At 63.8% G+C, this 12,659-nt stretch carries 12 protein-coding genes; 1 reads left to right on the top strand and 11 read right to left on the bottom strand.

The features are described 5' to 3' along the window. Positions 1 to 58 precede the first annotated feature (58 nt). From miaB to NKH01_RS12550, 10 genes are all read right to left on the bottom strand, one after another. On the bottom strand, positions 59 to 1,468 hold the full coding sequence (miaB, locus tag NKH01_RS12595; RefSeq protein WP_352549156.1) for a tRNA (N6-isopentenyl adenosine(37)-C2)-methylthiotransferase MiaB: 1,410 nt from the start codon (positions 1,466 to 1,468) through the stop codon (positions 59 to 61). Positions 1,469 to 1,531: 63 nt separating this feature from the next. Then, positions 1,532 to 2,332, bottom strand: a complete 801-nt coding sequence (olsA, locus tag NKH01_RS12590; RefSeq protein ID WP_353020353.1) for a lyso-ornithine lipid O-acyltransferase — start codon at positions 2,330 to 2,332, stop codon at positions 1,532 to 1,534. Between the two features lie 21 nt (positions 2,333 to 2,353). After that, entirely contained in the window at positions 2,354 to 2,848 is a 495-nt protein-coding gene (gene rimI, locus NKH01_RS12585; RefSeq protein ID WP_353020352.1) for a ribosomal protein S18-alanine N-acetyltransferase, read from the bottom strand. After that, complete coding sequence (gene tsaB / locus NKH01_RS12580) at positions 2,848 to 3,525, bottom strand: tRNA (adenosine(37)-N6)-threonylcarbamoyltransferase complex dimerization subunit type 1 TsaB (RefSeq protein WP_023719577.1); 678 nt, start codon at positions 3,523 to 3,525, stop codon at positions 2,848 to 2,850. The genes rimI and tsaB overlap by 1 nt, the downstream gene beginning before the upstream one ends. Before the next feature lie 160 nt (positions 3,526 to 3,685). Next, positions 3,686 to 4,792: a DUF1513 domain-containing protein gene (locus NKH01_RS12575; protein ID WP_023719578.1), complete on the bottom strand. Its 1,107-nt coding sequence runs from the start codon at positions 4,790 to 4,792 to the stop codon at positions 3,686 to 3,688. 2 nt (positions 4,793 to 4,794) lie between these two features. Further along, complete coding sequence (locus tag NKH01_RS12570; RefSeq protein ID WP_353020351.1) at positions 4,795 to 5,871, bottom strand: imelysin family protein; 1,077 nt, start codon at positions 5,869 to 5,871, stop codon at positions 4,795 to 4,797. Then, on the bottom strand, positions 5,871 to 7,394 hold the full coding sequence (locus tag NKH01_RS12565; RefSeq protein ID WP_502912618.1) for a di-heme oxidoreductase family protein: 1,524 nt from the start codon (positions 7,392 to 7,394) through the stop codon (positions 5,871 to 5,873). The genes NKH01_RS12570 and NKH01_RS12565 overlap by 1 nt, the downstream gene beginning before the upstream one ends. A 96-nt stretch (positions 7,395 to 7,490) precedes the next feature. After that, a complete protein-coding gene (gene bfr / locus NKH01_RS12560; RefSeq protein WP_023719581.1) occupies positions 7,491 to 7,976 on the bottom strand; it encodes a bacterioferritin in 486 nt (161 codons plus the stop codon). After that, positions 7,942 to 8,253: a (2Fe-2S)-binding protein gene (locus NKH01_RS12555; protein ID WP_254816251.1), complete on the bottom strand. Its 312-nt coding sequence runs from the start codon at positions 8,251 to 8,253 to the stop codon at positions 7,942 to 7,944. Before NKH01_RS12555 ends, bfr begins: the two co-directional genes overlap by 35 nt. A gap of 55 nt (positions 8,254 to 8,308) precedes the next feature. Beyond that, positions 8,309 to 9,601 (bottom strand): imelysin family protein, encoded by a 1,293-nt coding sequence (locus tag NKH01_RS12550; RefSeq protein ID WP_502912617.1) that lies wholly within the window; start codon positions 9,599 to 9,601, stop codon positions 8,309 to 8,311. A gap of 423 nt (positions 9,602 to 10,024) precedes the next feature. Between NKH01_RS12550 and NKH01_RS12545 the strand changes: the two genes are divergently transcribed. Then, positions 10,025 to 11,278 (top strand): NAD(P)/FAD-dependent oxidoreductase, encoded by a 1,254-nt coding sequence (locus NKH01_RS12545; protein ID WP_353020349.1) that lies wholly within the window; start codon positions 10,025 to 10,027, stop codon positions 11,276 to 11,278. A 1-nt stretch (position 11,279) separates the two neighbouring features. Here the strand turns inward: NKH01_RS12545 and NKH01_RS12540 are convergent, their stop codons facing one another. Further along, entirely contained in the window at positions 11,280 to 12,557 is a 1,278-nt protein-coding gene (locus tag NKH01_RS12540; protein WP_353020348.1) for a 4-aminobutyrate--2-oxoglutarate transaminase, read from the bottom strand. Positions 12,558 to 12,659: the final 102 nt, after the last annotated feature.

The raw sequence follows: 12,659 nt of genomic DNA, 5'->3' as shown, positions 1-12,659 counted from the left end.
TGGGGCAGGTTCTTCACTTCAGCAGCGCTCAACCGTCTCTCCTCATCTGCCGAGACCTTCAGGCCAATTCGGCGAACAGGCTGTTGTAGCCCGTCTTCGTGATTCGTACCTGGATAATGTCACCGATTTCGCCGGCCATTTCATCAACAATAACCGGCTGCAGCCAGGGCGAGCGGCCAACCTTCTGACCGGCCTGGCGGCCCGGCTTTTCGATCAGCGTGTCGATGGTCCTGCCGATCAGGCTTGCGCCGAAATCCTGCTGCTGTTTCAGCAGTAGCGCCTGCAGCCGCTGCAGGCGCTCGTCCTTGACGGCCTCCGGCACGTGATCACTCATCTCGGCGCCCGGCGTGCCGGGGCGCAGCGAATATTTGAACGAAAAGGCCGAGGCATAGTTGACGTCTTGGACCAACTGCATGGTCGCCTCGAAATCGGCTTCCGTCTCGCCGGGAAAGCCGACGATAAAATCGCCCGACAGCGCAATGTCGTTCCGTGCGGCACGGATGCGGTCGATCAACGTCAGATAGTCCTTGGCCATATGTCTGCGGTTCATCGCCTTGAGTATGCGGTCGGAGCCGGATTGCACCGGTAAATGTAGATAGGGCATCAGCGTAGGCAAATCACGATGGGCGGCGATCAATTCATCGTCCATGTCGCGCGGATGACTGGTTGTGTAGCGCAGACGCGCCAGGCCCGGAATCTCGGCCAGCCTGAACAGCAGCCGGCCAAGGCCCCATTCTGCGCCGTTTTCACCTCTTCCATGCCAGGCATTGACGTTCTGGCCGAGCAGCGTCACCTCGCGCACGCCGGCATCCGCCAGGCGCTCGGCCTCGGCGACGATCTGTGCCACCGGCCGCGAGACTTCCGAGCCGCGTGTGTAGGGCACGACACAGAAGGTGCAGAACTTGTCGCAGCCTTCCTGAACGGTCAAGAACGCCGTCACGCCGCGCCTGATCAGTTCGGCGCGCTTCGGCTGCGGCAGATGCTCGAACTTGTCCTCGACGGCATAGTCGGTCTCGACGATCTTTTCGCCGCTCCGCGCCCTCGCCAGCACACCGGGCAGCCGGTGGTAGGTCTGCGGGCCGATGACCAGATCGACGGCCGGCGAGCGGCGGATGATCTCGGCACCCTCGGCCTGCGCCACGCAGCCGGCGACGCCGACCAGCATTTCGCGCCCGGCCTTAGCACGTTCCGCCTTCAACTCACGGATGCGCCCAAGTTCCGAATAGACTTTTTCCGCCGCTTTCTCGCGGATGTGGCAGGTGTTGAGCAGCACCAGATCGGCCTCGCCGATAGCGTCTGTCGCGGCATAGCCGTCGGCCGCCAGCGCATCGGTCATGCGCTGCGAATCGTAGACGTTCATCTGGCAGCCATAGGTCTTGACGAAGACCTTTCTGGTCGCGGCAGGCAGAACGACTAGGTTTTCGGCGGCAGCGCCGATGTCGTCGCGTTCTATCGTGTTCAATTCCATTTCGCGGCTTCTAGCGCCTTTCCCTGACAAAAAACAGACGAATCTGGCCGGAACCTGCGCGGCTTACCGGCTTGGGCGCGGTTCGGCGAGAGCCGCCTGTACCATCTCGCGCACCTGGCGTTCCATCTGCTTTGCCGTTTCCTTGCGGCTGGAGCCCTTGGAGAAAGCAATCGCCTCGCCAAAATGCACCTCGACGTCGAGGGCGCCCTCGGCCATCAGCACCTTCAGATGCGGCATCAGCTCTTCATCGCCGATCCAGGCGGCAACCGGCCGATGCCGGCGGCCGAGCGGCACGCCATGCAGGCGCGTATAGACGATCGCCACCGGCTGGATGAAGACCTGTTCGGCCGCCCCTTCCGCAATCGCCATTGTAGCGGCGCCGAACAGCGTACTCTTGAACGGCAGGATCGTGTTGCCGTCGCCGGTCGAGCCTTCGGCAAACAGCACCATGGCGTCGCCCTTGGCCATGCGGCCGGCGATCTCGCTCGCCTGGTCGCCCGACGAACGTTTGCGCTCACGTTCGATGAAGACAGTGCGCTGCAGCTTCGACAGCATGCCGATCAACGGCCAGCCGGCCATGTCGGCCCTGGCGATGAACGTCACGTCGACCATCGACCCCAGTACCATGATGTCGGTCCAGGAGATGTGGTTGGCGGCAATCAGCAATGGGCGCTGGCCGGACAGCGCCCCCTTGACATGGATGCGCAGCCCCAGCGCCCTGACGATCATCCTGTGCCAGATCTTCAGGATGAAGGTCTCGCGCCAGAGCCCGGTCCTCATCGACAGGACCTGCAGCGGCACAAGCACCAATGAGCCGACGACAACCAGCCCCAGCGCCAGGAAAATCCTGATTTTTCCGATCATCCGCACCACCCCGGCGTTTGGCTAGCGAAGATCGCGGCGCATGACAAGCGCGCCGGTCGGGCCGTGTTCCGGCGATTTGTAATAGTTGGCGCGCTTGCCGACCTCGCGGAAGCCAAGCCGCCGATAGAGCGCGATCGCAGCGACGTTGGTCTCGTCGACCTCGAGGAAAAGTGCCTCGGCGCGCTGTGCGTGCAATTCGCGCAGCACCGCATCCATCAATTGCCAGCCGAGCCCCCGGCGCCGATGCGAGCGTGCCACCGCGACCGTCAGGACCTCCCCCTCGCCGGCCGCCAGCCGCGCCAGCACGAAGCCGACCGGCGGCTTGGCGCCCTGTCCGGTCTCGCGCGCGGCATAGCCGAACACGGTGTCCTGCTCGAGCAGTGCGGCGAATTCGTCGTCGGTCCACGGCCGCGCGAAATCCTCGCGATGCAGCACCGACATGGCCGCGCTGTCGGTAATTGTCAGCGGCTCGAGCGCATAGTCCCTGCGGCGCGGCTGGAGGAACGGAATGCGCATCAGTTTTTTTGCCTCGATAAAACAAAGCCGGCCTGCGGCTTGGCGTCGGCGCCGCGCAGATAGAGCGGTTTCGGCTTTTCGCCCTCGCCCTTGGCTGCGGCCCGATGGGCATAGACGGCGATGTCGGCGGTGGCCGCCGTCCCGCCGAGATCGAAGCTGCGCCCGGCCGCCGCGGCAATTTGGGTTGCCGCCGTGCCCGCCAGAACCGGAGAGATGTCGGTCGCCATGGCTGCGGCTTGCGAGAGCGTGGTCACAGCCGGACCATAGATCAGAACCGACCTCTCATCGTAAAGCGCCGCATGGATCTCCTCGCGGCCTGCATCGAGCGCGGCGAGCACGGCGCGGCGGGGAAATATCGCTGCGGCCTCTGCGGCCAACGCCTCCAGAGTCGTCACGCCGATCGCGGGGATTTTCAGCGCCAGCGCAAGGCCGCGCGCCGCCGAGACGCCGACGCGCAGACCGGTGAAGGAGCCCGGACCGGTCGCAACGGCAATGGCGCCGAGGCCGGTAAAGTCCGTTCCGGCCGCCTTCAACGCCCCTTCGATGACACCCATCAGATGCTCGGCATGACCCTTGCCGAGATCGAGCACCGAACGGCCGAGTTCTTTCCCGGCCGCCGCGTCGTAGACGCAGGCGGCGCAGAGATTGGCGGCACAGTCGATGGCAAGCAACTTCATGAAGCGCCCGGTTGAGACAGTTTCGAAAGCAGCCTCCCTCTGCCCGCCAGGGCTGATCCCCGCAAGGGGAATATCCACAAATCTTCAGGCGACTTGCTTGGAGTGTGGGTCCAAGAAGGTAAGTTTCGACGAACGCAACTGCCACAAACCGTTGCCAGGATTAGCCGATCTGCTCGATACGCAGCACGTGATTGTCCCAGACATAGTCCGGCTCGGAACGGATCGTGCCACCGCCCTCGACAATTTCGCCGGCGCCCGTCGTCGCCATGAAGCTTTTCCCATCGGGCGCCACGCCACAGACCTCGACCAGCGCCTTGGTAGCGACGATGCGGCTGCTGGCGGTGTCGATCACGGCAAGCGAATTCCCCTCAGGCGAAGACACGGCGATGGTGCCAGCGGCAGGGTTGGCGGCGACCGAGCCGATATAGTTCCTGAAGCCGGAGAGCACGTCTTGCGACATGTCGAGCAATTGCAAGTCCTTGCCGCGCGGCGCGCGGCCGACCAGCGGGGGACGATCGGTACCCGGCCCCCTGTATTGACAGCCGAACCAGACGGTGCCGGACCGGTCGGCATCCATATGGCGGATCGACAGTTGGTGCAGCGCCGGCGGCAATTCGTGCTTTTCGGTGAGATCGCCGGTAAGGCGGTCGACCAGAACATAGGACGGCTTCATCGTTGCGATATTGAGCTCTGCGCGGCCATAATCCGGATGCGTCTCGATCCCGCCATTAGCCACAGCAATCGTCCTGCCATTGGAAAGCAGCAAAAGCTCGTGTGGGCCCATGCCGTAGGTCGGGAACTCGCCGATGCGCTTGAATTTCGCATGCGCGTCATAGACGCCGACCACGCCGGCGGCATTGTCGAAATCGTTCTCGGTGGCGTAGAGCAGCGTGCCGTCGGCCGAGAACACGCCATGGCCGAAGAAATGTCGGCCGGCAACGCTGGCAATGGTCTGCGGTTCATCGCGGCCGGTATGGTCGAAGACGACAGCAAAGGTGCCCGGCTGCCTGGCAAACACCACCGACCGCTTCGACACCGGGTCGAAAGTAACGTCGTGGCCCCGATCGGGCAGATCGATCGTGTGCAACAACTTGCCGGCCTCGGACAGGACGGCCGCGCCATAGCTGCCGTCGCGCTTGACGAAAGCGGTGGCGAAGACCGCGTCGGCGTCGAGTGTCTTTGCCCAGGCCGACGGCGCCATCGCCGCTACGAAACCAGCGCCTGCGGCCCTCAGGAAATCGCGCCGATCGATCAGCGGCGTCCTCATGATCAGTCGCCGTCCAGTGACGAGAACCCGGCGGTCAGGCCAAATTCGGCGGTCAGCCTGGTTCCGATCAGGGTCGTCAGGCTGGATGTCACCAGCGAGAAATAATCGAGCTTGCGGCGCAGCGCCGGATCGGCAAGTGCCTTGTCGATCGGACCCCTGATCGCCTTGGCCGCCTCGATCCCGTTGGTGAGCTGGATGTGAACCGATTCCGCCATCCAGCGCGCATCGGGCGGCAGCGCGTCGCCAAGCTGCGAGGCCTGGAACAGCGCGTCCATGCCCGCCAGGTTCCCGGTCAGCGAGCGGGCGGTGTTTTGCGAGCGCCAATAGATCGCCTGTTTCGGTTTGTCGGCCTCCGGCTTGGCGCCCAGGAAGCCTTTCAGGCGCACGTCGCGCACCATTTCCAGCTCGTTGATGAAGACGCCGACCAGTTCGGTCACCGCTTCGGTGCCGCCGTGATAGAGCGCGTTCTGCGGACCCGGATTGGCCCAGAGCGCGGCAAAACCGTCGGGCTTGGTCCAGGCATCGCTGACCTCGCCGGCGATTGCCTCGATATTGCCGGCAATGGCCGCACCGTAGGCACAGCGATAGGCGGCGTCCCTGCCGGCCAATTGATCGGCGCCGTCACCATGGAGCACGAATTCCAGTGCGCCGAGCCCTTGCATGGCGACGCTCTTTGTCGCCAGCTGGGCCGGATCGGCGGCTGTCGGATCCTTGCCGGCAAGTGCTGCCTGCACCTGCTTCAGGCCGATGCTCTTGCGGTCCGGCCAAAACAGCATGCGCTCAAGCCGGTTGTTTTCGGAGATCGGCCCGAAACGGATGATTTCCACCACCGACCAGGCATCCACGACACCCGAGAATTCGGCGCGTGCCGCATCGAGATTGTCTTGCGAGGGCGCCTGGCAAAGCGCGTGCATGATCTTCGCCAAGCTGTCCGCATGGTCATGCAGCCTGGCATAGGCCGGGCGGACGAAGCCGTCGGTCGCCCGCTGGATCACATCCGAAGCCTTCACCGCCGCGGATGCTGGCAGCGCACCGGTGAGGACCAGCAGAGCGAGCGCAAGCGCAAGACGCTTCGGCATCAGAGCGACTCCAGAAATTTGATCAGCGCATCGCGATCGGCCGCATCAGCGGCGGCAAAGCGGTCACGCGCCTTCTGGCCCTCGCCGCCATGCCACAGGATCGCCTCGGCCAGGCTGCGCGCGCGCCCGTCATGCAGGAAGAAGGTGTTGCCGCTGACGGTCTGGGTGAGCCCGATGCCCCACAGCGGCGGCGTGCGCCATTCGCTTCCCGTGGCCTCGCCCACCGCCTGCCCGTCGGCAAGGCCTGGTCCCATGTCGTGCAGCAGGAAATCGGAATACGGCCAGATCAGCTGGAAGGCCTGCGCCTTATTCGGGGTGCCGCGACGGGTGACGAATTTCGGCGTATGGCAGGAGATGCAGCCCATATCGTAGAACAGTTTTTTGCCGGCGAGCACGTCCGGTCTGTCGAGACCGCGCCGGGCCGGCACGGCAAGGTTTTGCGAATAGAAGGTAACGAGGTCCATGACCGGCGGCGGCGCTTCGACCGGACCGAGGCGCTCCTGCACACCGTTAGGCAGGGCAAGGCAGGTCTTTTCTGCGGCGGTGCAATCGCCCCAGTGCTTCGGCACCTCGGGCGTCGAAATGCCGATATCACCGGCAAAAGCATCCGCCGATTGCTGGCGGATCGATGCCGCCTGCGCCTTCCAGCCGAAACGGCCGAGCGTCAGTTCACCGCTGCTGCCGTCACGTATTATGTTGGGCCTGCCGGAAATCCCGTCACCATCGCGGTCGGCCGCATCGGCACGCGCAAGGATGTCGGCAGGAGCGATCTGCTCGACCAGGCCGAGGCCGATCATCGGCGGCGTCATGCGCGGCGACAGCGTGGTGTGCGGGTCGAGCGGCCCGTAGGCGAGGCCCTCGACCGAATAGCTCGGCTTGCGCAGCGACACCGTGCTGCCATCCGCCAATTTCACCTTCTCGTCCTGATAGTCGACATGCATCCTGCCCTCGCCCTGCAGGCCGGGTACCGCCAATTCCTGCAATTGCGTGCCATAGACCGGGTCGGGGAAGTTGAGCACCTTGTGATCGGCGAGCGCGGCTTCCTCCTCCTCGGTACTGGCTTGCCTTGCCAGGCGCAGGAACATCGAGGTGGTGCCACTGTCGCCTTCGGGCGGATGGCCGCGGCCGTCCTTCAGATGACAGTTCTGGCAGGCGCGCTCATTGAACAGCGGACCGAGCCCATCCGAGGCCTGTGTCGAGGATGGCGAGGACACCCAGTTCTTGCGGAAGATGGCGTTGCCGAGCTTGAAGGTGCCCTCTTCCTCGAAGCTGATGTTGGCAGAGGATTGCGAGAAGGCGTCCTTGTTGACGTCCTTCTTCGAGGTGCCGGCGCCGCCCTGCATTAGCTCGAATTGCTCGGGCTTGGAGAAATCGCTGGTCGGCCTGGTAATGGCGATGACGCGCGCCAGATCCTTCGGCGTCAGATCGGTGCGGCTGGTAGCAAGCCCCGCCGGTTGCGGCGCTCCGGCCAGCGCCGAGGCTGTGAGCGTCGCCACCACGGCAAGAAAAGCGCCGCGAACCATTCCGTATCGCGGTTTCTTCTGAGGCGGCAGGCCGCAATGCTTGGCCGGCCGCAAGCGGCGCATGAAATCTAGGGGGCGCCGCATTCCTGCATGTCCTTATTCCGCCTCGTCGGCCGATGCCGCGTTGAGCTGGCCGTATTTTTCCTCGCCGATCGAGGCCAGCAGATCGAGTTGCGTCTCGAGGAAGTCGATGTGACCTTCCTCGTCAGTCAGCAATTCCTCGAACAGCTTCATCGTCACGTAGTCGCCTGCCTCGTTGCAGATCTCGCGCGACCGCTTGTAGGCAGTGCGCGCGTCATATTCGCCGGCAAGATCGGATTCGAGCACTTCCTTGACATTCTGCCCGATGCGCAGCGGCGCCACGGACTGCAGGTTCGGATGGCCCTCGAGGAAAATGATGCGCGCCACGAGCCGGTCGGCATGGTGCATTTCCTCGATCGATTCGGCGCGTTCCTTCTTCGCCAGCTTGGCGTATCCCCAGTCTTCCAGCAGCCGGAAATGCACCCAGTACTGATTGACCGCTCCAAGTTCCAGAAACAGAGCCTCGTTAAGCCGCTCTATGATCTGCTGTTCGCCTTTCATGGGTTCTGCTCCCGTATTGGACGCGCAGGCCTCTGACGCGATCCAGGTGTGAAACAATGTCCACGCCGCTCGCCGCCGAGCGGGTGTGGTAATTTTCGGTGACCCGAATGATCGTTTCGACCACATTTGGGAAGCAGCCGCAACAGCGACCGCGCTTGTGCATGGCATGATAGACCTTCGCCGGCACGATAAGCTGCCAAGGGTCCTCATCCAGCAGTCCGACGATCGTCTGCTCTATCTCCTTTTCGGTGATGATGTTGCAATGGCAGATCAGCATTTGGCGCTCTGGCTGACGGCGCTCATTGCGCCGCGTGGCTGGTGGTTTCGATAGTTTACTGGAACACCTTGTCCGGTGAATCGAGGCTGTCCGATCCCTCGAAGGCTATGGCATTGAGCTTCAGGGTACCGACGGCGCGTTCGATCGACTTGGTCTGATCGACCAGCGCGTCGATCGCCGCCTGCACGGTGGCATTGCCTTCCGTGTTGCCCTCTCCGATCTGCTGGTCATAGGCCTCGCCGGCAAGCGCCCGCGCCTTGATGGCCTCCATCTTGGCGACGGTGACATCCAGTTTGTCCGACAATTCCTTGTCGATCGCCGGATCGGCCGCCTTGACCATGTCGACCACAGACGGCCCCTCGACGACAGTGCCGTCAAGCCGCGTGTAGCTGCCGTGATAGGCGGCGCGGATGCCGACGGCGTCATTGAGATGGGAGTTGTAGGTGTTGTCGGAGAAACAATCGTGCTCCTCTTCTGGATCGTGCAGCAAGAGGCCGAGCTTCATCCGCTCGCCGGCGAGCTCGCCATAGGACAGCGAGCCCATGCCGGTGAAGATGGTCGAAATGGCGGCGTTCGGCTCGCCATCGACAAGGTTCTTGCGGGCGGCGCCGCCTTCCTTCCAGTCGTTGACCATGTCCTTGAGATCGGAAACCAGAAGGTCGCTCGCCGATTTCAGGTACTGCCCGCGACGGTCGCAATTGCCGCCGGTGCAATTGGCAAGATCGTAATCGGTGTAGGGCCGCTCGCCGGCGCCAGGACCGGTGCCGTGCAGGTCCTGGCCCCATAGCAGGAATTCGATGGCGTGATAGCCGGTCGCCACATTGGCCTCGATGCCGCCGGCTTCCTGCAGGGTGCCGGAGAGGAACTCCGGCGTCAGATTGGTAGCGTCGACCTTCTTGCCGTTGATCTCGATCGACTTGTTGGCGATCACATTGGCGGTATAGAGCGCGTTGGCGTCCGACTCGGTGCCGTAGCCCTTGGCGACATAGTCGATCAAGCCCTCGTCGAGCGGCCAGGAGTTCACCTTGCCTTCCCAGTCATCGACGATCGCATTGCCGAAGCGATAGACCTCGGTCTGCTGATAGGGAACGCGCGATGCCTTCCAGGCCTCGCGGGCGGCGTTCAGCGTTTCGGCCGATGGCTTGGCGAGCAGTGCATCGACAGCCTTGTCGAGCGCCTCGGCCGTGATCAGCGAATCCTCGTATTTGGCAAGCGCAATGTCGGAATAGGTCTTGATGACCGCCTTGGCATCGGTTTGCGCCTTGGCCGGCAGCACGAACACCGCCGCCGTGAGCATCGCGGTGGCGCCGATCGCCGCAAGCCTGCCGCCATACCGCGCCGTGATCATCGTTCTCATGACTGTCTCTCCTCGGGAATCAATGAAATGCCGGCGCCGCGGCTGGCAGTTGCCAGCGGGCAAAGAAGGGTCGCGCCATCGCGCGGTTCGCGGAAGAAAGACACCGAAATGCCTCCAATCGAAAGGGTTCAAGGCCCAGACATCAAAGGGATGCGCTGACGCGCGAGCTTCCATAAAACGGCGAAGACGCTGGATGTCAACTGGTGGCGTAGAAAAAATTCAATTGAAACAATAGTTTAGAATTATTCTAAACTAGAACTGTCAACTTTAACACCGATCTATCAGGAATGCCGCCGCATGAAGCGATTGACAGGCGGCCGTTCCGGGTGCGACCCGGATCGGCACTCTTGCGGCGGCACCGGACAATCGCCACCTGGCGGGACGTCCTAGATTTGGATGAGGAATCGGGCTGTTATGAAGAACGGGGTTGTCATTGTCGGTGCGGGTCATGCGGGCGTGCAAGCGGCTGCCAGCCTGCGCGAAGAGGGCTATGACCGGCCGGTGATCCTGATTGGCGACGAAAACGAATTGCCCTACCACAAGCCGCCGCTGTCGAAGACCTTCATCAAGGATCAGCAAGCAAAGCCGCAGCCGTTGCGCGGCGAGGCTTTTTATACCGGCAGCGCCATAGACTACCGGCCAGGCCTCCGGATCGAGCGCATCGATGTAGGCGGCCGCCGGCTGGAGATATCGGGCGGCGGCGTGCTGCCGTTCGAGCGGCTGGTCCTCGCCACCGGCGCGCGGCCGCGCCTGCTGCCGCTGCCGGGTTCGGAGCTTTCCGGCGTTGTGTCGCTGCGCTCGCTCGGCGATGCCCGCCTGATCCGCGAATTGAGCGTGCAAAGCGAGGAGGCCGTCATTCTCGGCGGCGGCTTCATCGGCCTGGAGATTGCCGCGACGCTCACCGCCGCCGGCCGCAAGGTTACGGTGGTCGAGGCGGTCGACCGGCTGCTCGGCCGCGCCGTGGCGCCGGTCATCGCCAGCCATGTGCGCCAGCGGCTGGAAGCGACCGGTGTGCGCATCCTTACCGGCACCACCATCGAACGGCTGGAGGGCGAGAACGGCCGTGTTTCGGCTGCAATCACCTCGTCCGGCGAGAGATTGCCGGCACAGATGGTCGTCATCGGCATTGGCGTCGTGCCGAATGTCGAATTGGCCGAAGCCGCCGGTATTGCCATCGCCAACGGCATCCGCGTCGACCAGCAGATGCGCACGTCGGTGCCGGAAATCCTCGCCATCGGCGACGCCGCCTCCTACCGGCACTGGTTCACCGGCGGCGATGTGCGGCTGGAATCGGTGCAGAACGCCACAGACCAGGCGCGGCTCGCCGCGCGCACCATCATCGGCCATGCCGACAATTACTCGGCGGTGCCGTGGTTCTGGTCCGATATCGGCGACATGAAGCTGCAGATGGTCGGCCTGATTGCGGGCGGCGACAGCCATGTCGTGCTGGGCGACGTGGCCGAAAACAAATTCTCGATCTACCACTACGCCGCAAGCCGGCTGCTCGGCATCGAATCGGTCAACCGGCCCGGCGACCATATGCTTGGCCGCAAGATGCTCGGCGCCGGCTTTTCGCCGTCGCCGCAGATTGTCGCGACCGGGCCCGACGGGCTGAAGGCGGCGCTCGCCGCCTTCCAGCAGGCAGAGCCTGCAAGAGCGGCCGGATAGCTCAGGCGGCGCGAACTTCGCGGATTGAGCTTTCGAGGATGTCGAGCGCTTCGTTCATGACGGCGTCCTGGATGGTGATCGGCGCGAGGAAGCGGATGACGTTGCCGTAGACGCCGCAGGTCAGCAGGATCAGGCCCTTGTCGAGCGCCTTCAGCCGGACCGCATTGGCGAGTTCCGACGACGGCAGCCCCTTCGTCACATCGTTGAACTCGACCGCGTTCATGAAGCCGGGTCCTCGGATATCGACAATCTCAGGCGCTTCGTCGCGGATCGATTGCAGGCGCTGCTTCAGACGGTTGCCCAGCGTGTTGGCGCGGTCGCAGAGCTTCTCCTCATCGATGACGTCGAGCACGGCATGCGCCGCGGCGACGCCGATCGGGCTGCCGCCATAGGTGCCGCCGAGCCCGCCGGGGCTCGGCGCATCCATGATCTCGGCACGCCCGGTGACGGCCGCCAGCGGGAAGCCGCCGGCCAGGCTCTTGGCCATGGTGGTGATGTCGGCCGCCACCTCGTGGTGGTCCATGGCGAACATCTTGCCGGTGCGGGCAAAGCCGGTCTGCACCTCGTCGGCGATCAGCAACATTCCGTGCTGGTCGCAGACCTTGCGCAGTGCGGTCATGAAATCGCGCGGCGCCTCGTAGAAGCCACCCTCGCCCTGCACCGGCTCGACGATGATGGCGGCGACGCGGGCCGGGTCGACATCGGCCTTGAACAGCCGGTCGAGCGCGGCCAGCGAATCGGCGACCGAGACGCCGTGCAGCGCCACCGGGAACGGCGCATGGAAGACATCCGCCGGCATGGCGCCGAAGCCGACTTTGTAGGGCACGACCTTGCCGGTCAGCGCCATGCCCATGAAGGTGCGGCCGTGAAAGCCGCCGGAAAAGGCGATGACCGCCGGCCGGCCGGTGGCGTTGCGGGCGATCTTGATGGCATTCTCGACCGCCTCGGCGCCGGTGGTGACGAAAATCGTCTTCTTGTCGAATTTGCCGGGCAGCATGCCGTTCAGCCGTTCGGCCAGCTTGATATAGCTCTCATAGGGCACGACCTGGTAGCAGGTGTGCGTGAAACGGTCGAGCTGCGCCTTGACCGCTTCGATCACCCTGGGGTGACGGTGGCCGGTGTTGACGACAGCGATACCGGACGAGAAATCGATGTAGCGGCGGCCTTCCACATCCCAGATTTCCGAGTTTTCGGCGCGATCGGCATAGATTTGAGTGGTCATGCCGACGCCGCGCGAAATCGACTGGTTCTTGCGTTCGGAAATGGCTGAATTTGTCATCGTACCCCTCGCCGGGCCGGCGCCCGCTCTCGTTTGATGGCTGTTGAGACTCTTCTGGGCTTATTTCAGGTTTTCCTCAAGTTGGCACCGCCGCCGGGCGAT

This window comes from Mesorhizobium sp. M1403, assembly GCF_040317695.1.
Classification (GTDB): Bacteria; Pseudomonadota; Alphaproteobacteria; order Rhizobiales; family Rhizobiaceae; genus Mesorhizobium.
Note: the sequence above shows the minus strand (reverse complement) of the source record. Positions and strands in the feature narration are given on the sequence as shown.

What these genes read in the sequence shown, in the direction of transcription:
- bfr (WP_023719581.1), bottom strand. Translation starts at nt 7,976, where the DNA reads ATGAAAGGCGAACAGCAGATCATAGAGCGGCTTAACGAGGCTCTGTTT.
- rimI (WP_353020352.1), bottom strand. Translation starts at nt 2,848, where the DNA reads ATGCGCATTCCGTTCCTCCAGCCGCGCCGCAGGGACTATGCGCTCGAG.
- NKH01_RS12545 (WP_353020349.1), top strand. Translation starts at nt 10,025, where the DNA reads ATGAAGAACGGGGTTGTCATTGTCGGTGCGGGTCATGCGGGCGTGCAA.
- NKH01_RS12550 (WP_502912617.1), bottom strand. Translation starts at nt 9,601, where the DNA reads ATGATCACGGCGCGGTATGGCGGCAGGCTTGCGGCGATCGGCGCCACC.
- NKH01_RS12540 (WP_353020348.1), bottom strand. Translation starts at nt 12,557, where the DNA reads ATGACAAATTCAGCCATTTCCGAACGCAAGAACCAGTCGATTTCGCGC.
- NKH01_RS12565 (WP_502912618.1), bottom strand. Translation starts at nt 7,394, where the DNA reads ATGGTTCGCGGCGCTTTTCTTGCCGTGGTGGCGACGCTCACAGCCTCG.
- olsA (WP_353020353.1), bottom strand. Translation starts at nt 2,332, where the DNA reads ATGATCGGAAAAATCAGGATTTTCCTGGCGCTGGGGCTGGTTGTCGTC.
- miaB (WP_352549156.1), bottom strand. Translation starts at nt 1,468, where the DNA reads ATGGAATTGAACACGATAGAACGCGACGACATCGGCGCTGCCGCCGAA.
- NKH01_RS12570 (WP_353020351.1), bottom strand. Translation starts at nt 5,871, where the DNA reads ATGCCGAAGCGTCTTGCGCTTGCGCTCGCTCTGCTGGTCCTCACCGGT.
- NKH01_RS12575 (WP_023719578.1), bottom strand. Translation starts at nt 4,792, where the DNA reads ATGAGGACGCCGCTGATCGATCGGCGCGATTTCCTGAGGGCCGCAGGC.
- tsaB (WP_023719577.1), bottom strand. Translation starts at nt 3,525, where the DNA reads ATGAAGTTGCTTGCCATCGACTGTGCCGCCAATCTCTGCGCCGCCTGC.
- NKH01_RS12555 (WP_254816251.1), bottom strand. Translation starts at nt 8,253, where the DNA reads ATGCTGATCTGCCATTGCAACATCATCACCGAAAAGGAGATAGAGCAG.